General features: G+C 68.6%; 20 protein-coding genes. 12 read left to right on the plus strand and 8 right to left on the minus strand.

Translation table 11 applies throughout. The features are described 5' to 3' along the window. Positions 1-106 precede the first annotated feature (106 nt). Positions 107-499, minus strand: a complete 393-nt coding sequence (locus tag PI246_RS05505; protein ID WP_320550310.1) for a carboxymuconolactone decarboxylase family protein — start codon at positions 497-499, stop codon at positions 107-109. Further along, positions 499-768, minus strand: a complete 270-nt coding sequence (grxC, locus tag PI246_RS05510; RefSeq protein ID WP_320550311.1) for a glutaredoxin 3 — start codon at positions 766-768, stop codon at positions 499-501. Before grxC ends, PI246_RS05505 begins: the two co-directional genes overlap by 1 nt. 142 nt (positions 769-910) lie before the next feature. Between grxC and PI246_RS05515 the strand changes: the two genes are divergently transcribed. The 9 genes from PI246_RS05515 to PI246_RS05555 all read left to right on the plus strand — a co-directional run bounded on the left by PI246_RS05515 (position 911) and on the right by PI246_RS05555 (position 11,624). Continuing rightward, positions 911-2,527, plus strand: coding sequence for a M48 family metalloprotease (locus PI246_RS05515; protein ID WP_320550312.1), 1,617 nt, complete (start codon positions 911-913; stop codon positions 2,525-2,527). A gap of 128 nt (positions 2,528-2,655) precedes the next feature. After that, entirely contained in the window at positions 2,656-3,345 is a 690-nt protein-coding gene (phoB, locus tag PI246_RS05520; RefSeq protein ID WP_166949978.1) for a phosphate regulon transcriptional regulator PhoB, read from the plus strand. 79 nt (positions 3,346-3,424) lie between these two features. Next, positions 3,425-4,711 carry a phosphate regulon sensor histidine kinase PhoR gene (phoR, locus tag PI246_RS05525; protein WP_407069785.1) on the plus strand — a complete coding sequence of 429 codons (1,287 nt, stop codon included), beginning with the start codon at positions 3,425-3,427 and terminating at the stop codon, positions 4,709-4,711. Between the two features lie 79 nt (positions 4,712-4,790). Then, entirely contained in the window at positions 4,791-6,887 is a 2,097-nt protein-coding gene (ppk1, locus tag PI246_RS05530; protein ID WP_320550313.1) for a polyphosphate kinase 1, read from the plus strand. After that, positions 6,884-8,029 (plus strand): MGDG synthase family glycosyltransferase, encoded by a 1,146-nt coding sequence (locus PI246_RS05535; RefSeq protein WP_320550314.1) that lies wholly within the window; start codon positions 6,884-6,886, stop codon positions 8,027-8,029. Before ppk1 ends, PI246_RS05535 begins: the two co-directional genes overlap by 4 nt. After that, entirely contained in the window at positions 8,026-8,571 is a 546-nt protein-coding gene (locus PI246_RS05540; protein ID WP_320550315.1) for a hypothetical protein, read from the plus strand. Before PI246_RS05535 ends, PI246_RS05540 begins: the two co-directional genes overlap by 4 nt. A 22-nt stretch (positions 8,572-8,593) precedes the next feature. After that, positions 8,594-10,111 (plus strand): Ppx/GppA phosphatase family protein, encoded by a 1,518-nt coding sequence (locus tag PI246_RS05545; RefSeq protein ID WP_320550316.1) that lies wholly within the window; start codon positions 8,594-8,596, stop codon positions 10,109-10,111. A gap of 71 nt (positions 10,112-10,182) precedes the next feature. Beyond that, positions 10,183-10,899 (plus strand): peptidylprolyl isomerase, encoded by a 717-nt coding sequence (locus PI246_RS05550; protein ID WP_320550317.1) that lies wholly within the window; start codon positions 10,183-10,185, stop codon positions 10,897-10,899. Beyond that, positions 10,896-11,624, plus strand: coding sequence for a UDP-2,3-diacylglucosamine diphosphatase (locus tag PI246_RS05555; protein WP_320550318.1), 729 nt, complete (start codon positions 10,896-10,898; stop codon positions 11,622-11,624). The genes PI246_RS05550 and PI246_RS05555 overlap by 4 nt, the downstream gene beginning before the upstream one ends. Before the next feature lie 148 nt (positions 11,625-11,772). Here the strand turns inward: PI246_RS05555 and PI246_RS05560 are convergent, their stop codons facing one another. From PI246_RS05560 to PI246_RS05585, 6 genes are all read right to left on the minus strand, one after another. Next, the gene (locus tag PI246_RS05560) at positions 11,773-12,573 is read right to left on the minus strand and encodes a ferritin-like domain-containing protein (RefSeq protein ID WP_320550319.1); all 801 of its coding nucleotides are present in this window, start codon (positions 12,571-12,573) and stop codon (positions 11,773-11,775) included. 14 nt (positions 12,574-12,587) lie between these two features. Then, complete coding sequence (gene purF / locus PI246_RS05565) at positions 12,588-14,066, minus strand: amidophosphoribosyltransferase (protein ID WP_320550320.1); 1,479 nt, start codon at positions 14,064-14,066, stop codon at positions 12,588-12,590. Positions 14,067-14,079: 13 nt separating this feature from the next. Further along, positions 14,080-14,718, minus strand: a complete 639-nt coding sequence (locus tag PI246_RS05570; protein WP_320550321.1) for a CvpA family protein — start codon at positions 14,716-14,718, stop codon at positions 14,080-14,082. A 34-nt stretch (positions 14,719-14,752) separates the two neighbouring features. Next, positions 14,753-15,784, minus strand: a complete 1,032-nt coding sequence (locus PI246_RS05575) for an SPOR domain-containing protein (protein ID WP_320550322.1) — start codon at positions 15,782-15,784, stop codon at positions 14,753-14,755. 91 nt (positions 15,785-15,875) lie between these two features. Continuing rightward, entirely contained in the window at positions 15,876-17,141 is a 1,266-nt protein-coding gene (folC, locus tag PI246_RS05580; protein WP_320550323.1) for a bifunctional tetrahydrofolate synthase/dihydrofolate synthase, read from the minus strand. Then, positions 17,138-17,761, minus strand: a complete 624-nt coding sequence (locus tag PI246_RS05585) for a GNAT family N-acetyltransferase (RefSeq protein WP_320550324.1) — start codon at positions 17,759-17,761, stop codon at positions 17,138-17,140. The genes folC and PI246_RS05585 overlap by 4 nt, the downstream gene beginning before the upstream one ends. A 95-nt stretch (positions 17,762-17,856) precedes the next feature. Here PI246_RS05585 and PI246_RS05590 point away from each other — a divergent pair, with 95 nt between their 5' ends. The 3 genes from PI246_RS05590 to PI246_RS05600 all read left to right on the plus strand — a co-directional run bounded on the left by PI246_RS05590 (position 17,857) and on the right by PI246_RS05600 (position 20,744). Next, positions 17,857-18,972: a sterol desaturase family protein gene (locus PI246_RS05590; RefSeq protein WP_320550325.1), complete on the plus strand. Its 1,116-nt coding sequence runs from the start codon at positions 17,857-17,859 to the stop codon at positions 18,970-18,972. Positions 18,973-19,050: 78 nt separating this feature from the next. Then, positions 19,051-20,253 (plus strand): cupin domain-containing protein, encoded by a 1,203-nt coding sequence (locus PI246_RS05595; protein ID WP_320550326.1) that lies wholly within the window; start codon positions 19,051-19,053, stop codon positions 20,251-20,253. Beyond that, positions 20,250-20,744 carry a DUF7931 domain-containing protein gene (locus tag PI246_RS05600; RefSeq protein WP_320550327.1) on the plus strand — a complete coding sequence of 165 codons (495 nt, stop codon included), beginning with the start codon at positions 20,250-20,252 and terminating at the stop codon, positions 20,742-20,744. The genes PI246_RS05595 and PI246_RS05600 overlap by 4 nt, the downstream gene beginning before the upstream one ends. Positions 20,745-20,867 lie beyond the last annotated feature (123 nt).

The following is a 20,867-nucleotide window of genomic DNA, read 5'->3' on the forward strand; positions in this document are numbered from 1 at the left end:
GGGATACTCCTGAAGGAAGCGGGGGTACACGCGAAAAAGCGTGCACGGGGAAGAAAATCGCTCAATTATCGGCGATCCGACCCGCTTCCTTCAAGGATGCACCCGGTCAGGCGCCAGGGTGATCCGGGCAGGCCGCCGCATCCGCGGGGGCCTCGCTCTCGAGCGAATCGAGGAAATCGACGGCCCGGCGCAGATGGGGGATCACGATGGAGCCGCCCACGACCAAGCCCACGCTGAACACCTCGAAGAACTCGTCGCGGTTGACGCCCGCCTCCTTGCACTGGGCCACGTGGTAGCTGATGCAGTCGTCGCAGCGCAGCACCATGGAGGCGACCAGGCCGAGCATTTCCTTGGTCTTGACGTCGAGCGCACCGTCCCGGTAGGTCTGGGTGTCAAGCGCGAAGAAGCGGCGCACCACCTGGTTGTCTTCGGCGAGGATCCGCTCGTTCATCCGCTTGCGGAAAGCGGTGAACCCCTCGACCCGATCGTTGCCGGCCATCAGTGCGCCGCCCCCAGGATCTGGGCCAGGCGACCGTCGCGGTCGGCCGCGGCCAGGTCGTCGAAGCCCCCCACGTGGGTGCCGTTGATGAAGATCTGCGGCACGGTGCGCCGACCGCCGCTCTTCTGCAGCATCACGTCGCGCTGGGCGGGGTCGGTGTCGATGCGGACCTCGTCCCAGGCCAGGCCCTTGGCCTTGAGGAGATTCTTCGCCGCCACGCAATAGGGGCAAACGGCCGTGGAATAGATGGTGATCTCGGGGCTAGACATAAAACCGTGTCTCTGTGCGTCGATAGGCGCAAAATGGCGCCGCGGGTCCGATTTTACAAGCAAGCGAACCCGCATGACGGATGACTGTCCCATTCCCGTCGCCCGCCCAGGGCCATCCGCTAATGGTATCGTCGCCCGTCGTATGCGCCCTCTCCTGCCACGACTCGCCCTCATCGCTGCCAGCACCGCCGCCACCCTCACGGCGGGCGCGCAGGACAACATCCGCCTGCCGGACCTGGGCAGCTCCGCGAACGCGCTGATCAGTCCGCGCGAGGCTGACCAGTACGGCGCGATGATGCTCAGCCAGATGCACGCGCTCGACCTGACCGTCGACGACGCCCTGCTCGACCAGTACATCAACGACCTGGGCTTCCGCCTGGTGGCCGCGAGCGAGCGACCCAAAGACCATTTCACGTTCTTCATCGTCAAGGACAACCAGATCAACGCGTTCGCCGCGCCCGGCGGCTACATCGGCGTGAACGCGGGCCTGATCGACATCACCTCGAGCGAGAGCGAGCTGGCGGGCGTCATCGCGCACGAAATCGGCCACATCAACCAGAACCACCTCTACCGGGCGTTCGAAGCCTCGAAGAAGGACGCCCCGCTCCTGGCCCTCGTACTCCTGGGCGCGATCGCCGCCGGGGCCGGCGGCGCGGGGGCCGACGCCGCCCCGGCGGTGCTGCTGGGCGGCCAGGGCCTGCTCGCCCAGCGCCAGATCAACTTCACCCGCAAGGACGAAATCGAAGCTGACCGCGTCGGTATCCAGACGCTGGCCAACGCCGGTTTCGACCCCGACGCCATGGCGGCCTTCTTCGGCCGCATGCAGGACACCCTCCGCGTGGGCCAGGGCCAGGAATCCCTCCCGGCATTTCTCCAGACCCACCCGGTGACGCTCGACCGCATCAGCGATGCCAAGGCCCGCGCCGGCGCGCTCAAGCAGCGCATGGCCAATCGTCCCGTCCAGCCCACGCTCGACAAGGCCACCTGGGAGAAAAACACCGCCCCGGTGCTGTTCGTCAAGGACCCGACCACCCTGGTCAGCGCCACGGGCAAGGTCCAGGCCAACAGCGCCGCGGATACCTACGCGCTGATGCGCGAACGCGTGCGGGTGCTGTCCAACGACGACCACCCCCTGCTGACCTACTACGCCACCAACCTCAAGCGTCGCGACTTCGACAACGCCGCCAACCGCTACGGCTACGCCCTGGCCCTGATCCGCACCGACCAGGCGACGCAGGCCGTCGACCAGCTCAAGCCCCTCCTGGCCAGCCAGCCGGACAGCCTGGTGCTCCGCCTGGCGCTCGCCGACGCCTACATGGGTGCCGGCCGCAGCGGCGATGCGATGGCGATCTACAAGGAACTCCACGCCAATTCGCCGCGCAACCGGGCCGTGCTGCTCGGTTACGCCAAGGCGCTGGCGGGCACCGGCCGCACCGAGGACGCCCGTCAGGCCGCCAACATGCTGCGCCCGCTGCTCGACGACAGCAGCGACCCGGATTTCTACCGCACCTACGCCCTGGCCAGCGAGCGCTCCGGCGACACCGTGCGTTCGGCCGAAGCATATGCCGACGCCGCGTACCTGGCGGGACGACCGTTCGACGCCATGGAACAGCTCAAGCGCCTGCTCAAGCGCAACGACCTGGATTACTACCAGCGTTCGCGCATCCAGGCCCGCATCGCCGACCTCACGCCGCTGCTGCTGGAGCTGCGCAAGAAACGGGTCGCCACCGACGACAACCCGGACGGCCGCAGCCAGTAGGTGGCGGTCGGCGGCAGCCATTGATACCGCTCTCATGTCAACTGAGACGTACAATGTGACGGTTGTCATTGCCGTGTAACAGAGCCCGGCTGCAATATGACCGTCACAGCCAACGAGCGGTCCAACGCGTGCATAAGCGCATTCTTATCGTGGAAGACGAAGCTTCGATTCGCGACATGGTCGCGTTCGCGCTTCGCAAGGCGGGCATGGACGCGGCTCACGCCGCCGACGCCCGCGCCGCCCAGATGGCCATCTCCGAGCGGGTGCCCGACCTGATCCTGCTCGACTGGATGCTCCCGGGCACCAGCGGCCTGGAACTGGCCCGCCGGCTGCGCCGCGAAGAGCTCTCGCGGGAAATCCCGATCATCATGCTCACCGCCCGCGGCGAAGAGATGGACCGGGTCAACGGCCTGGAGGCGGGTGTCGACGATTACGTCATCAAGCCCTTCTCCACCCGCGAACTGATCGCCCGCATCAAGGCGGTGCTCCGCCGCAGCCAGGGCGACGACGGTTCCGGCGTGGTCGAGCTGGGCGGCCTGCGGATCGACGGCCCCGCCCATCGCGTGTTCGCCGGCGAGGAAGCCGTGCCCATCGGTCCCACCGAATACCGCCTGTTGTTCTTCTTCATGACGCACCCCGAGCGCGTGTACTCGCGCGCGCAATTGCTCGATCACGTGTGGGGTGGAAGCGTCTACGTCGAAGAGCGCACGGTCGACGTGCATATCCGCCGCCTGCGCAAGACGCTGGAGCCGTGGAAGCTCGACGAGATGGTGCAAACCGTCCGCGGAGCGGGCTACCGTTTCTCGGCCAATACCTGAGGCCAGCGGGCCGGCCCTAGGCTGCCGCGGTACGGTCGCGCTATGGTGCGACCCACCAGACTGTCATCGGCCGATCCGTATGTTCCAAGCTTTCCTGACATCCTGGCGATTGCCCGCCACCTGCGCCGCGCTGCTTGTCCTGGGCGCGCTGGCCGGCGGCGTGGCGGGCTCGGTGTCGACGGGCGTGGCGGCGGTCGCCGTGGCGCAAACCGTCGCGCTGCTGTCGCTGTTCCGTCACAAGTCGGGGCCAATGTTGCAATCGTCCGTAACGCCCCACCCTGAACGTGACCGTCTGATGACTCGCACCCGCCGTATCGCCTCCCGCCTGCGCGACCTGCGCAGCGCGGCCGGGACCCTCCCCGACGCCGTGGTCCTGCTCGACCATTCGCAACACGTGCGCTGGTTCAACCACGCCGCGGAGGAACTGCTCGGCCTGAAGCGTCCGCGCGACCGTGGCCGACTCATGAGCGACCTGCTGCGTCACACGGAACTGGCCCCCTGGTGGATCGACGGCGCACGCGAACCGCTCAACGACGTCACCGCGCCGGGGCATCCGAACCGCCACGTCACCGCTACCCTGCTGCCCTTCGGCAGCCGTCAGCGCCTGCTGCTGGCCCGCGACACCAGCCACCTTACGCGGCTGGAACAGATCCGCCGCGACTTCGTCGCCAACGTGTCGCACGAACTGCGCACGCCGCTGACGGTGATCCACGGCTACCTCGAACTGCTCGACCCCGAAGACGTGCCCGAGCTGGCGCCGGTGCTCGACGAAATGCGTGCGCAGTCCAAGCGCATGGGCCAGATCGTCGAAGACCTGCTCACGCTGTCGCGCCTGGAAACGCAGGACCACGTGGCCGACGAACATGTGCAGATGGTTCCGTTGCTGGCCAGCCTGCGTAAGGAAGCCGAGGCGCTGAGCCAGGGGCGGCATACCGTCACGCTCGACGTCGTCGCGCCGATCGACCTGCTCGGTTCGCCGAAAGACCTGCACAGCGCGTTTTCCAACCTGGTCAGCAATGCCGTGCGCTACACGCCCACCGGCGGCCGCATCGCCATCCGCTGGGCACCCTCCGAAAGCGACGGCGCCACGTTCTCGGTGCAGGACAGCGGGTTCGGCATTCCGGCCGCGCACATCGCGCGGTTGACCGAACGGTTCTACCGGGTGTCGTCGAGCCGTTCGCGCGATTCCGGCGGCACGGGGCTGGGCCTGTCGATCGTCAAGCATGTGCTCAACCTTCACCAGGCCCGCCTCGCCATCGAGAGCGAGCCGGGCAAGGGGTCCACCTTCGCCTGCGTGTTCGGCCCCGATCGCCTCCTGCGCGGGACGCAGGCGGCCGAGGCGGCCGCCGCGGGCGTGCCGTACTGACCGGATGGCACGAGCGTCCCGCCGGCTTGCTGCGGCGCCGCTTTGCGGCGCGATGACCGATGCGCGACCATCGGACGCCATGAAAGCCACGCCACCGCCTCCCCGTCACGCCGTCGACCTCGACGCCCCCGAGCTGTACATCAATCGCGAGCTGTCCGCGCTGGAGTTCAATTTCCGCGTGCTGGCGCAAGCCCGCGATCCGGATGTCCCGGTGCTGGAGCGGCTTCGCTTCCTCACGATCGTAAGCAACAACCTCGACGAGTTCTTCGAGGTACGCGTCGCCGTGCTTAAGCACAAGCACGCCCTCGGCGTCGCCACGCCGGGTGCCGACGGCCTGTCGTCGGGCGAGATCCTGACCCGGCTGCGCGAACGAGCGCTCGAGCTCGTGGCCGAGATCTACGCGATCTGGCACGACGTGCTGGGCCCGGCGCTGGAAAACGAAGGCATCCGCTTCCTGACCCGCGACCGCTGGACGGACAAGCAGCGCCGCTGGCTGCTGGGTTATTTCCAGAACGAGATCATGCCGGTGCTCTCGCCGCTGGGGCTGGATCCCGCGCATCCGTTCCCCCGGATCCTCAACAAGACCCTGAACCTCGCCGTGGTGCTCAAGGGCCGCGACGCCTTCGGCCGCGAGGGGCACATGGCGCTGGTCCGCGCGCCGCGCTCGCTGCCACGCATCATCCGCCTGCCCGCCGAGGTCTCCGGCGACGCGAACGATTTCGTCTTCCTCGCCGAGGTGCTCCAGGCGTTCGCCGACGAGATCTTCCCCGGTTTCGAGGTGTGCGCCAGTTACCAGTTCCGGGTCACGCGCAACAGCGAACTGGTGGTGGAAGAAACCGAGGTCGAAAACCTCGCGCACGCCCTGCGCGAAGAGCTGGCCGGCCGAGGCTATGCGCGCCCGGTGCGACTGGAGGTCGGCGCGGATTGCCCGCGCGCGATCGCCGACATGCTCATCCATAACTTCCAGCTGGAAGACGCCGACGTCTACCGCTGCGACGGCCCGGTGAACATCATCCGTGCGAGCCAGATCTACGACCAGGTCGACCGGCCCGAACTGAAATACCCGCGTTTCACGCCTCGCCTGTCGCCCGCGTTCGGCAAGGGCGTGAACGAGTTCGACGTGCTCGGCACCCGCGACGTGCTGCTACACCACCCTTACGAATCGTTCGCCTCGGTGGTCGACCTGCTGCGTCGGGCCGCGCAGGATCCCGACGTGCTCGCCATCAAGCAGACGCTCTATCGCGCCGGCAAGGATTCGCCCCTGGTCGACCTGCTGGTGGATGCCTCGCGCAACGGCAAGGATGTCACCGTCGTGGTCGAACTGCGCGCGCGCTTCGACGAAGAAGCCAACATCGGCCTGGCCGTCCGCCTCCAGGAGGCCGGCGTGCAGGTCGTGTACGGTGTGGTGGGCTACAAGACGCACGCAAAGATGATGCTCATCGTGCGCCGCGAGAGCGGCACGCTGCGGCGCTACGTGCACCTGTCCACCGGCAACTACCACACCGGCAACAGCCGCGGTTACACCGACATCGGCCTCATGACCGCCAACCCGGAGATCGGTGAGGACATCCACAAGATCTTCCAGCAGTTGTCCGGCCTCGGCCCGATGATCCAGCTCAAGCGCCTGCTGCATTCGCCGTTCACGCTCTACAGCAGCGTGATGGCCCGGATCGAGCGCGAGATCGAGCACGCGCGCAACGGCCGCACGGGTCGCATCGTGGCCAAACTCAACGCGCTCAACGAGGCCCACGTGGTCGAGGCGCTGTATCGCGCCTCGCAAGCGGGGGTAAGCATCGACCTCATCGTCCGCGGTGCCTGCACGCTACGGCCGGGCGTGCCCGGCGTGTCGGACAACATCCGGGTCCGCTCGATCGTCGGCCGGTTCCTCGAACACAGCCGCGTCTATTGGTTCGGCAACGACGGCCAGCCCGAGCTTTACTGCGCCAGCGCCGACTGGATGGAGCGCAACCTGATGCGCCGCATCGAGATCGGCGTGCCCATCCTCGACCCTGCGCTCGCGGACCGGGTCTACACCGAAACGCTCGACCTTTACCTGCGCGATAACACCCAGGCCTGGCTGCTCGGCGCCGACGGACGCTACACGCGTCGCGAGCCGGCCACCGGCGAGCTTCCCCACAGCGCCCAGCAGGCGCTCCTGGTCAGTTACTGCGGGTGAAACGGCGCATCCTGCTCCTGTCGGTGTCCGCGGGTGCCGGGCATGTCCGCGCGGCGGACGCGCTCGACGCGACGGTCGCCGCGCTCGCCGCCGACGGGCGGGCGGTGGAAGCACGCCATCTCGACGTGATGGACTATGTGCCGCCGAGTTTCCGGCGCATCTACGCCGACTTCTACCTCAGCCTCATCACACGCTACCCGCGCCTGTGGGGCATGCTCTACCGGATCACCGGCGACGCGCGCCCGGATGCCGTCACCCAGCGCATGCGGCGCACCATCGAGCGGCTCAACACGCGCCGCCTGCGCACGGCGATCGCGCAATTCGCCCCCGATGCCATCGTGTGCACGCACTTTCTTCCCGCCGAGATGCTGATGCGGCAAATCCGCAAAGGCCGGGTCACCGCGCCCGTTTACCTGCAGGTCACCGATTTCGACCTGCACCGCATGTGGGTGGTGCCGGCCATGGCCGGCTATTTCGCGGCCAGTCCTGAGATCGCCCATCGCATGCGGGCGGTAGGCCTGCCGCCCGATCGCGTGCATGACACCGGCATCCCCGTGATGCCCGCCTTCGCCCAGGCGCACGACCGCCACGCGCTGGCGGCCGGTTTCGGCATCGACCCCGCCGTGCCGACCTACCTGGTGATGGGCGGCGGCGCGGGCGTGGGTGCGCTCGACCAGCTCGCCGACACCCTGCTCACATCGGCCGACGGCTTTCAGCTCGTGGTGCTTGCCGGCCGCAACGCCGACATGCTCGAACGGCTGCGCGGCCTCGCCGCCAGCCGACACGCGGGCCGTCTTTTCCCCCAGGGCTACACCCCGCACGTCGAACGTCTGATGGCCTGCAGCGATCTCGCCATCACCAAGCCGGGCGGGCTCACCACGTCCGAGTGCCTGGCGATGGGCCTGCCGATGGTCGTCAACGCGCCGATCCCCGGGCAGGAAGAACGCAACGCCGACTACCTGCTCGAACAAGGCGCCGCGTGGAAAGCCATCGACGGCGTCGCCCTCGCCTGGCGACTGCGCGAATTGCGCGACGATCCCGGGCGCCTGGCGGCGATGGCGTCACGCGCGCGCGCCATCGGGCGTCCGCACGCGGCGCGCCACGTGATCGACACCGTGCTCGCCCACCTGGATGCCACATGAGTCATTCGCCCCACCGTCGCGTGGCCGCCGTGCTGGCGACCGCGGTGTTCACCATGCTGCTGGCCTTTTTCTTCGCGCATGTCGAAGTCGAGATCGAAGGGGCGCACGGCTGGGCGACGAGCCTGCCTACTTGGCGGATCGAAAACCGCTGGTGGCTCGACCTCTTCTGGGGGGGCCGGCCGATGACCGGCTATCACGCCTGGGTGTTTCCGTTCATCGCGCTGTTCTTTCATTTTCCGATGATCTTCCGCGGCTTCTGGAGCTGGCGTGCCCAGGTGCGCGTCATCGCCTGCGTGATGCTGTTCTGGGTCGTGGAAGACGGCCTGTGGTTCATCCTGAACCCCGCCTTCGGGCTGGCCCGGTTCGATCCCGCCGACGTGCCGTGGCACCGGCACTGGTGGGGACCGGCGCCCACGGATTACTGGGTGTTCGGCTTCCTGTGCGTGCTGCTGTTCGCGCTGTCGGCGATGCCGAAGGCACGCAGGCGCGATGTGACGCCGGCGCTAGGTCTTTCCCGCGTGGACATGACAGAATCCCCGTAAAACCTGCCGCGGATATTTCCTTTTGGCCACATCAGGTAAATCGCAGATCAACGAAGGCGAACTGCTCGCCGCGGTCGATCTGGGCTCCAACAGCTTCCACATGGTGGTGGCACGCTATGAACACGGCGAGCCCCGCGTGATCGATCGCCTGCGCGATTCCGTGCGCATGGCCGTGGGCCTGCGCCCGGACGGCACGCTCGATGCGAATCATCGCGCGGCCGCGCTGGCGAGCCTGGCCCGTTTCGGCCAGCGCATCGCCGGCATCCCCGCTCTGCACGTGCGCGCGGTAGCCACCAACACCGTGCGCCGGCTCGCCTCGCCCCACGCGTTCCTTTCCGCCGCCGAAGCGGCGCTGGGCCATCCGGTGGAAATCGTCTCCGGACGCGAGGAGGGTCGCCTGATCTTCCTGGGCGCCTCCCACGACCTGCCGGCGTCGCGCGACCACCGTCTGGTGATCGACATCGGCGGCGGCAGCACCGAATTCATCATCGGCCGCGGCACGTCGCCGCTGCTCACCGAAAGCGTGCAGGTGGGCTGCATCGCGTCCACGCTGCGCTTCTTCCCCGGCGGCAAGATCACCCGCAAACGTTGGCAGAAAGCCCGTCGCGAGATCGGCGTACTGCTCCAGCAATTCGCCGAGGAATACCGCGAGGCCGGCTGGGCCGACGCCTACGGCTCGTCGGGCACGGCCAAGGCCATCGGTTCCGTGGTGCGGGCCATGAAGCTTGCCGATGACGGCATCACGCCTGAAGCCCTCGCCGCGGTGCGTGAGGCCATCATCGAACAGGGTGTTACGGCCACGCTGAAGCTGCCCGGGCTCACGGACGACCGGGCGGAGGTGTTCGCCGGGGGCGTGGCCATTTTCGAGGCGGCCTTCGAGGCCCTCGGCATCGAACGGCTGCGCGTGTCGGAAAGCTCGATGCGCGAGGGCCTGCTCTGGGACCTCATCGGCCGCTCCGCCGGCACCGACCCGCGCATGGCGAGCATCGAATCCCTCGCCGGCCGCTATGGCGTGGATCGGGCCCAGGCGCGCCGCGTCGAAACCACGGCCCTGTCGCTCTTCGACCAGCTCACCAAGGCCTGGAAGCTCGACGACGACGCGCGCGAGTGGCTCCTCTGGGCCGCCCGGGTGCACGAACTGGGCCTCGCCATCGCGCATAGCCAGCACCAACGCCATGGCGCATACATCCTGCGCCACGCCGACATGGCCGGTTTTTCGCGGCAGGAACAACAACTGCTCGCGGCGATCGTCGAATGCCACCGGCGCAAGCCGGAGAAGTCGGTTATCGCGGCGCTGCCCGCGCGCTATCGCGTACTGGCCCGGCACATCACGGCCATTCTTCGCCTGGGCGTGCTGTTCCGCCGGGCGCGTCGCGCCGAGGCGTTGCCGCGCATCCGCGTGGCGGCGACGCGCCAGCGCCTGCGCCTTTCGCTGCCCGCGGACTGGCTCGACCAACACCCGCTCACCGAGGCCGACCTCGAGCAAGAACGCGAGCCGATGGCCGAACTCGGGCTGGAGCTCGAGATCGTCAGCGAATGACGCGGTTCAGAGCATTCGGAGCAAACGGGCGTATCATGGGCGGATTGTCCCGCCGTGTCCGCCGGTCCGCCATGCTCAGAACCGCCCTCGCCGCCCTTCTCCTCGCCCTGCCCGCCGCCGTCCTGGCCCAGCAGGCCGCCAAGCCGGAAGCCGCGCCCCAGGGGCCGGTGGAGCATCCGCGAGTGCTGATGCATACCACGCAGGGCGATTTCACCGTCGAGCTCTACCCTGAGAAGGCGCCCAAGAGCGTCGCCAACTTCCTGCAGTACGTGCGCGACGGCTTCTACGACGGCACGGTGTTCCATCGCGTGGTCGACGGTTACATGGTGCAAGGCGGCCTCTACAGCCGCGACCTGACGCAGCGCCGCACCCGCGCGCCGATTCCCAGCGAGGCCGATAACGGGCTGTCCAACCTGCGCGGCACCGTGGCGGTGGCGCGGGGCACCGATCCCAATTCGGGCACCTCACAGTTCTTCGTGAACCTCGTCGACAACCGCCGCCTCGACTACGTAAGCAACCAGAGCGGCCTGACCTGGGGCTTCGCCGTGTTCGGCAAGGTGGTCAGCGGCATGGACACCATCGACAAGATCGCGAAGCTGCCGACCCGGGCGCAGGGCCCGTTCGTCGGCGACGTGCCCAACCCCTTGGTGATCATCGACACCGCCAGCGTGGTGGGCGAACAGAAGGCCGCGCCGGCCGCCGCGTCGAGCGCGAAGGCGCCTGTCCAGGCGGCACCCGCCAAACCGGCGGCCGCCCCGAAGAAGAAGGCCGACAAGAAGGCCGCATGAGCACGCTGTTCATCGCCGACCTCCACCTGGACGAGGCCCGTCCGTCCGTCACCGAACTCTTCGAACGCTACCTCGCGTCGGACGAGGTCCGTTCGGCCACGGCGTTGTACATCCTCGGCGATCTGGTCGAAGCATGGATCGGCGATGACGACGACGCCGAACTGCCTCGCCGCATCGCTGCGGCGACACGCAAGCTGAGCGATCGTGGCGTACCCGTGTATTTCATGGTCGGCAACCGCGATTTCCTGCTGGGGCAGGCCTTCGCCGAGCGTGCGGGGATGACCCTGCTCGACGACGGAACGGTGCACGACGTCGAGGGCGTGCCGACGCTGCTGATGCATGGCGACCTGCTCTGCACTGACGATACCGAGTACCAGGCCGTGCGTGCCCAGGTGCGTACCGATACATGGAAACAGCAGATCCTCGCCATGCCCCTCGCGGCGCGACGCGCGTTCGCGGCCAAGGCACGCGATGACAGCAAGTCGCGTACCGGGCGCATCGACGAGACGATCATGGACGTGAACCCGGACGCCGTGAAGGATGCGATGCGCCGCGCAGGCGTAAGCCGCCTCGTGCACGGGCACACCCACCGTCCCGCGATCCACGACCTCACGATCGACGGCGCGCCCGCGCAACGCATCGTGCTGGGCGACTGGTACGACCATGGCTCGGTGTTGCGGATCGACGGAGCGTCGATCGAACTGCGCGGGCTGGCATTCGGCTGAACGAGGAAGGCGTCCGCTCCGGCGCGCCTGGCGGCAGGAACGGGCTACCGCGATAGCCGAACACGGTGGCCGTAGGCACCGGCTTGCGCCGGTGCGACGATGTCTTGGAGACTGAGGGGATCGTCGCTTGGGAGCACCCCGGCCGTATCTACCCGAGCGTACCCAACCAGGCGATCTCCGCCTCGGAAAACCCCGCCTCGCGCCGTGCCTCCACGTTGAAGGGCCCGCGCAGCGACCCGTTCATGTACTCGTCGAGCAGGCGCGCAAAGGTCGCTTCCGGGTCGATGCCGTCACGCGCGCAGCAGTCGTGGAACCACCGCGTGCCGGCCGCCACGTGCGCGACCTCCTCTCGCAGGATCACGGCCAGTATCTCCACGGTACGGTCGTCGCCTTGCCGACGCAGGCGTTCGATCATGCCAGGCGTCACGTCGAGGCCGCGCGCCTCGAGCACGCGCGGCACCAGCGCCATGCGCGCGATGTCGCTGTGCGCCGTTTTTTCGGCCATGTCCCACAGACCGTTGTGCGCATCGAAGTCGCCATAGGCATGCCCCAGTTCGGCCAGGCGCTCGGACAGCATCGTGAAATGCCTCGCTTCGTCGTGGGCGCATGATGCCCAGTCGCGGTAGTAGTCGTCGGACTTGCCGCGAAAGCGGTACACCGCATCCCACGCCAGATCGATCGCGTTGAATTCGATATGCGCTATCGCGTGCACGAGCGCGGCACGCCCCTCGGACGAGCCGAGGCCGCGTTGCGCCAGGTCGCGAGGCGACACCAGGCGAGGCCGCGCCGGACGCCCCGGCGGGCCGATCGGCAGCGCGGCGGGCGACGCGTCGTCGGGACGCAGCCGCCCTGCCTCCAGTGCCTGCCACGCCTCGTGCGTCAGCCGCACCTTCTCGGCGGGGTCGGCGGCGTCGAGGCAACGCCGCGCGGCCGCGTGCAGGTCGTGCATGCCGTCGCCCGAGGTCAGGCGCTGCGACGCTCGTGCTTGGCCAGGTCGGAACGCAGGGCCTCCTGCTGCTGCAGGAAGTCGCGGTCGACGCCGGTCACGTACTCCCCCGAAAAGCAGGAGGTGTCGAAGGTCTTCAGATCGTCGTTGCCGTCGGACACCGCCCAGATCAGGTCTTCGAGATCCTGGTAGACCAGCCAGTCGGCACCCAGGGCCTTCTCCACCTCTTCGACCGTTCGACCGGCGGCGACCAACTCGGATGCCGCCGGCATGTCGATGCCGTAGACGTTCGGAAAACGCACCGGCGGCGCCGCCGAGGCGAAGAAGACGTTCTTCGCGCCGGCGTCGCGCGCCATCTGGATGATCTGCCGCGACGTGGTGCCGCGCACGATCGAATCGTCCACCAGCAGCACGTTCTTCTTGCGGAATTCCAGGTCGATCGCGTTGAGCTTGCGACGGACCGATTTCACCCGCTCACCCTGCCCCGGCATGATGAAGGTGCGGCCGACATAGCGGTTCTTCACCAGACCCTCGCGCATGGGCACGCCCAGCGCCTGCGCCAGCGAACTCGCCGCCGTGCGCGAGGTGTCCGGAATCGGAATGACCGCGTCGATGCCGTGGTCCGGGCCGCGCTCGCGCAGGATCTTCTCGGCAAGCTTCTCGCCCATGCGCAGGCGTGCCTTGTAGACGGAGACGTCTTCGATCATCGAATCCGGACGGGCCAGGTACACGTACTCGAAGATGCACGGCGAATGCTCGGCACCTTCGGCGCAATGACGCGCATGCAGTTCGCCACCGTCGGTGATGATCACCGCCTCGCCCGGCGCGATGTCGCGCACGCGCTTGAAGCCAAGCACGTCGAGCGCCACCGATTCGGAAGCGACCGCGTACTCGCGGCCTTCAGCGGTGACGCGCTCGCCCAGCACCAGCGGACGGATGCCGTTGGGATCGCGGAAGGCGATGAGCCCGTAACCCAATACGAGCGCCAGGCAGGCGTAGCCACCCTTCGCCCGGGCGTGCACGCGCGACACGGCCTTGAACACGTGTTCGGGCGTGAGATCGCCGCGGTCGTCCACCTGCAGTTCGTGCGCGAGCACGTTGAGCAGCACTTCGGAATCCGAATCGGTATCGATGTGGCGGCGGTCGTCCTCGAACATCTCGCGACGGAGCGTCTCGGTGTTGACGAGGTTGCCGTTATGCGCGAATGCGATGCCGTACGGCGAGTTGACGTAGAACGGCTGGGCTTCTTCCATGCCTTCCGAACCGGCGGTCGGATAACGGCAATGACCGATGCCGATGCGCCCGCGCAGCTTGCTCACGCCCGCCGAGTTGAACACGTCGCGAACCAGCCCGTTGCCCTTGTGCAGGCGCAGGCGCGCACCGTCCACGGTGGCGATACCGGCGGCATCCTGCCCGCGATGTTGCAGGACGGTCAGGCCGTCATACAGGGCCGATGCCACTTCCGTGGTACCGACGATGCCGATGATTCCGCACATGGGAGTTGTCTTCCTACAAGGAGGCCGAGGTGGAGGACCGGGCCGGTGAGTCGTTGGGTCGTTGCGCGGGGGCCTGACCGGGGATCGTCAGGTCACGGAGCTTCATCAGGTCGTCCCGGCTGGGAAGCTGGACGTTGGGCATTTTAATGTCTTGCAGCGCCGCCGGGGGGTGCAGGTAACCACGGACGTTCGACGGCACCTGCTCGCCGAGCCAGGCCGCCGGCGCGGCGAACTGGGCCAGCATGGCCGATTGCCGCCACCAGGGATCGTTGGGCAGCGGCGTGAAGTTGAGCATGAAGACGACCAGGCTCACGATGAGAATGCCGCGGACCAGGCCGAACATCATGCCCAGGAGACGATCGGGCCCGCCCACGCCCGTACTCGCGATGAGACGGGACACGAGGAACCGGAACAGCCCACCGATGACCAGCACGCCCGCGAAGCACAGACCGTAGCCGATGCCGATTCGCGCCATGGGCAGCGAAATTGACGACTCCAAGCGTTGTGCCAGGACGGGACCGAAGGTCCAGGCGGCCCAGAACGCCACCACCCAGATCACCAGCGAGAGCACTTCGGAAATGAGGCCCCGGGCGAGGCCGATCAAGACCGAAATGAACAGGACGGCCAGGATGACGTAATCGGCCCAGTTCATCGGAGCGCCTCCCCTTGCATGGCCACGAGGCGCCTTACGGCGCCGTCACCACGACGCCGTCGAGGCCGACCTTGGCCTTGATCTGGTCTTTGAGGCGGACGGCGTCGTCGCGCTGCGCCTGCGGGCCGGCGCGCACGCGCCAGAGCTTGGCGCCGCCACTGGCGGCGATGGTGTCGACGTAGCCCGGGATACCGGCGCCGCGCAGCTTGTCGCGCAGGCGCCCCGCCTCCGCTTCGCTGCTGACCGCCGCGACCTGCACCGCGAAACCGCCGGCGCGAACCGGCGCGGCCGGTACCGCCGCCGCGGCCTGGGCGGGCGCGGCCGCCGCGGGACGGGACGGCGGCGGTGCGTCGGCGGTGGCCGTCTCGGCGTGGCTCGACAGCGACGCCGGCGCGCCCGGGACGGCGGAGGTGATCTTCAGGCGCGCCGCCTCGGCCGCCGTGCGGGTGTCGAAGGGCCCGGCGGTGACGCGCGTGAGCGCCTTGCCGCCCTGGTTGATCGAGGCCGTGCTTACCGGATAGCCCAGCGCGCGCACCTTCTGGACGAGGGCATCGGCCTTGGACCGGTCGGCGTAGGCGCTGAGATTGAGCGAATAGCTGCCGCGCGCCGCGGTGCCGGGCGGCGTGGCGGCCACGGGTGCCGGGGACGGCGCGGGTGTCGCGGCGGCAGGCGCCTTGGCCGGCTTGGCGGGCGCGGGGGCCGGCTTGGTGGCAGGCGCGTTCGCGAAGTCTTCCGGCAACGCATCCGCCGGCTTGCGCGAGGCGATGTCGACCGCGGCCAGGCGATTGCCACCGGCCGCCGGCGTCACCGTGGCGGGCGGCGTCGACGCGGGCTGCGCCTGGGCGGGAGCCTGCGAGGGCACCGGCTGCGGCGCGGAGACGGCACCGGAACCGTTGGGCGAGACGTCGAGCGTACGCGACTGCAGTTCGCGATCGGGCGCGGGCGGAATCGCCAGGCTCACCGACTGCTCCGCGTCGCCCTTGGGCGGCGTGCTGGAGAAGAACATCGGCACGATCAGGACCGCGAGAGCGATCAGCACGGCGGCACCCACCAGGCGTGTTTTCAATGAAGTCTCCATACGACCGTCGCGAAGCGAATCGCCGCGATTATAACCGGCAATGACGGGCGCCCGGCGCGCGACGCCACGACGCGTTCACCTACGCGGACGCCAGTGCCGCGCCGGCGACGAAAAAGGAACCGAACAACAGCAGCACGTCATCCGGGCCGGCCGAGCAACGCGCCGCCTCCCAGGCGGAGGCGACATCCGGAAAGACCTCGTGCGCGGCGTCGGGAAGGACGGTGACGAGACGGGCCGCCAGCGCATCGCCGCTGAGACCGCGCGGGGTGTCCCGCACCAGTCCCGCGAGGTACCAGTGGGCCACCCGGTCGCCCAGGGCGGCGAGCACACCGGTGGTGTCCTTGTCGGCCAACGCGCCATAGACCGCCCGCACCAACCCCATCCGCGGCGTGGCGTCGAGCCACGCCGCCAGGGCGCGGGCCGCCTGCGGGTTGTGCCCCACGTCGACCAGGGTCAGCGGCCGCTCGGCGATCCGTTGCAGGCGCCCGGCCACCCGCACGGCACGCATCGCCCGCGCGATCGCACCGGGCGGCACGTCGACACGCGGACCCAGCGCATGGAGGGCCGCGATCGCGGTGGCGGCATTGGCGGACTGCACCGGCGCGTCGAGCGCCGGTCGCGGCAACACGTGAGTAGTGCCGTCGCGGTGCGTCCAGGACCACGTGCCGTCGTCATGGACGTCGATCCGGTAATCCTGCCCGGCTCGCGTCACCTTTGCGCCGATGGCCTCGAGCGCACCCAGGAGGCCGGCGGGGGGATCCTGTTCGCCGACGACGGCGGGAACCCCGGCGCGGGCGATACCGGACTTTTCGCGGCCGATGCTGTCGCGATCGCTCCCCAGCCAGGCCTGGTGGTCGAGATCGATGGTGGTGACGACAGCGACGTCGGCGTCGACGATGTTGACGGCATCGAGCCGGCCGCCCAGACCCACCTCGAGCAGGGCCACGTCCAGGCCGGCGCGCGCCATCAGGTCGAGCGCGGCGAGCGTGCCGAATTCGAAGTAGGTCTGCGGTATGTCGCCACGTGCCGCCTCGATGCGCTCGAAGGCGCCCACCAGCGCCTCGTCCGACGCCTCCGTCCCATCGAGACGAATGCGTTCGTTGTAGCGGAGGAGGTGCGGCGAGGTGTAGCAACCCACGTGGTAGCCCGCCGCCCGCAACATGCCCTCGAGCAGGGCGACGGTGGAGCCCTTGCCGTTGGTGCCGCCGACGGTGATGACGATCGGTGCGGGACGGGGCGCACCCATGGCGCGCCATACGGCGGCCACGCGGTCCAGGCCCAGGTCGATGCCCACGGGATGGACGCGCTCCTGGTAATCGAGCCAGTCGGCCAGTGAGCGACTCATGCGGGGTCTCCGGTTTCGAGAGGGCGTACCCAGACGTCGAGGGTGTGCTCGCTGGCATGGGCATCGCCCACGTCTTTCCACGCCAACGTGCACACCATGCCCGGCGCGGGGCCGTAGCCGCGCTGGCGCCAGAACGCCTCGTTGCCGCGGTGCCCCGCGGGCGTCCTGGGGTCGTCCGCAGGCCGGCGTACCGCGCAGAAAGCGGTCTGGCGAAAGCCGCCGAGCGACCGGGCATGCGCTTCGCGCGCATCGAAAAAGGCATGTCCCACGCCGCGACCGCGCCACGGCGCCAGCAGCACCGACTCGCCGAAGTAAAACACGTCGTCCAGGCGCACGCCTCGCGCCAGGAACGGCGCGTGGAACGCCTCGGCGTCGTCAGCCAGGGGCATTCCCGTGGAAGCGCCTACGGCACGGCCGCCGGGCTCGCGGGCCACCACGCAGACCGCCCGGGACGACGCGGCGTAGGCGGCGAGGTAATCCCGCTCGTACGCTTCATCGCCGTCGTAGAGATAGGGCCAGTCGCGGAAGACCGCGATACGCAGTGCCGCCAGTTCGCCGATCATCGGCGCGATGGCGGCGCCGACACGGACCTCGACGACGAGGCCACGGGTGTGTCGCATGGGGGAAAGCCCAATGAAAGAGGCGTGAAGCTTAATATGATGTCACCGACGGCGTGCATGTAGGCATGCCGTGCACGTCGCACGAGGTTCCGCCCATGCTTTCGCCGTGGTCCCAACTGGTCGACGCAACGAGCCTCCATGCCGTCGCGCCCTTCCTCCACATGCTCCACCTCGACGGGTTGGCCGGCGATCCACGCGAAATCGCCGAAGCCATCCTCATCTCGCTGCTACAGGTGGGCATCATCGCCTTCCTCTTCCGCCCGCTCGAAACGCTGGTACCGGCGGAGACATGGACCGACCGTCGCCTGACCCGGGTCGACTGGCAGTACACGCTGATGATGTTGCTTGGCATCTTCCCGATGTTCAGCTACCTGGTGCTCACGCCGATCAGCAACTACTTCGGCGGCGGCGACGATAGCCCGGGCGACACCTCGCTGCTGGGCATCACCCACCTTATTCCCGCACTGGCCCACCATCCGCTGGCGCTGTTCATCGTCTACTATGCCATCTACGACCTGGTGTACTACTGGATGCATCGCCTGCAGCATGCGCTGCCCTGGTGGTGGGCGCTGCACAGCATGCACCACAGCACGCGGCAGATGAGTTGCTGGACGAACGATCGCGGCAGCCTCGTCGACGGCTTCCTGCAGTCGATGGTGCTGGCCGGCGTGGGCGTGGTGATCGGCGTCGCCCCGGTCGACTTCGCCTGGCTGATGCTGCTGGGCGAACTGGTGCAGAATTTTTCCCATGCCAACGTCCGCGTACGCTTCGGACCGGTATTCGATCGCCTGCTGGTGTCGCCGGTGTTCCATCGGCTGCACCACATGCTGGTCGACCCGGATCGCCCCACCCTGCACAACTGCAATTTCGGACAGGTGTTCTCGATCTGGGACGTGATCTTCGGCACCGCGCTCTACGGCGAACCCATCCGTCCCACGGGCGTGGGCGACCCGATGGTGGACGCGGATAACGACAAGGGCCTCGTCGGCCTTCACTGGGCGGCGTTCCGCCGCTTCTGGGGTGCGGTGACCTGCCGGGCCGGATGGCGTCTCGGCGACGTGGCCTTCGGCGACGATTACCGCCCGGTGTCGGTGAAGGACATCGACCTGCACGCGCTGGAGGCCAAGGTGGCGCCGCGCCACTGGGAGCCCGCCGATCCGGCAGCGGACCGGGTCGACGCCCGTACGGTGGGAGAGGGTCGGGCGGTCTGAGACGGACGGGACCGCGCGGGGATCGCGATCGCTCCGGGACCGGATGCCGACGGATGACCTGCGGCTACAATGCCGCCCATGGCCATCCCGACTCCCTCCCGCAAAGCCCTCCCCCTCGAAGTGCGCGGTAGCGCCAGCCAGCCGCTCGGCATGAGCGCCACGCAGTTCCTGCGCGACTACTGGCAGAAGCGCCCGCTGCTCATCCGCAACGCGTTTCCCGACTTCGTGGCACCGATCGAGCCCGACGACCTCGCGGGCCTCGCCTGCGAGGAAGGCGTGCTCGCCCGCCTCATCGTGCATGACGAAAAACGCGACCGCTGGACAGTGAAAACCGGCCCCTTCGACGAGGCCCAGTTCGGCAAGACCCCCAAGCGCGACTGGACTCTCCTCGTGCAGGACGTCGACAAATGGGACCCCGACGTGGCCGCCCTGCTCGACACGTTCGCTTTCCTGCCGAGCTGGCGCGTGGACGACGTCATGATCTCCTACGCCGAGGACGGCGGCGGCGTGGGTGCCCACGTCGACCAGTACGACGTGTTCCTGCTCCAGGGCCTCGGCCAGCGCCACTGGGCGATCAGCGACGATCCGGATGCCCCGCTGGACTTCCGCGACGACGTGGAACTCAAGCAGCTGAAGACCTTCGAGCCCACCCACGAATGGCTCCTCGAGCCGGGTGACATGCTCTACCTGCCCCCGGGCGTGCCCCACGACGGCGTCGCCATCGGCAACTGCATGACCCTGTCGGTGGGCATGCGCGCGCCCTCGCAGGCCGAGCTGACCGGCGACCTCGCCGACTTTCTCGCCGAGCGGATGCCTGACGAGCTGCGCTACACCGACCCAGACCTCGCCCCGGCCAAGCGAGCGGGCGAGATCGACGCCGCCGCGCTGAATCGCGTCCGCCAGGCCCTGCCCTTCGCGGCCGCCCTCGACCGCGACCTGCTCGCCGACTGGTTCGGCCGCTTCATTACCCGCTATCGCAGCGCGCAGGAACCCGTGGCACCGCCCAAGCCCACCACGCTCGCCGCCCTGGAAAAGGCCCTCGACGGCGGCGCGGGCGTCACTCGGCATCCTTATGCCCGGGTGGCCTGGGTCCGTGGCCGCAAAGACGCCACCCTGTTTGTCAGCGGCCATGCCTATGCTTGCCCGGTCGACCTCGCCGAACGCCTGGCGGCCGAACGCGATGTCGCATTCGAGCACCCGCCCGGTGCCGTCGAAAAGGCGCTTCTGCTGGCCCTGGTCAACGACGGGATGGTGGCCGTGCGCAAGGGCCGCCGCCGGTGAGCGACGGGGTGCCGCCGCAGCTCGATGCCGACGACCGTGCCGGGCTGGAGGCCGCCCATGTCCGCCTGCTCGCGCAGGCACACCACCGCGTCTGCGTTTACGTGCCGTCACTGGAGCCGGGACTGCTCGAAAGCGACGCCGCGCTGGCCGAAGTGCGGCGCCTCGCCACCAGCGGTCGCCAGGCCCGCATCCGTATCCTCACCCACGACGCCAACCGGGCGCACCGCGATGGCCACCGGCTGATCGCGCTGGCCCAGCGGTTGCCGACGGCGATCGCCATCCGCGTCCCGACCGACGAGATGCACCTGCGCTACGGATCGGCGTTCCTCACCGACGAGGCCGGTGCGTTTCTGTTCAGGCCGGTGGCCTCCCGCTTCGAGGCGGAAGGCGCCCTCGACGAACCCGGCCAGACCTCTCGCCTGACGGCGTATTTCGACGAAGTCTGGGAGCGGGCGGAGCCCGCGTGGGAGATAAGACCACTCGGGATCTGAGGCCATCGGGCCCGGCGCGAATGGGTTGGCGCGGCAACGCGCCACGGGGCTATAATTAACGGATTCTTAGTGCCGCGTGGGCATGACCCCACATGTCTTCGCGACACCCCGCCCTTGTCCGTC

It is taken from the genome of Luteibacter sahnii, assembly GCF_034063545.1.
In the GTDB taxonomy this organism is placed as follows: Bacteria; Pseudomonadota; Gammaproteobacteria; order Xanthomonadales; family Rhodanobacteraceae; genus Luteibacter; species Luteibacter sahnii.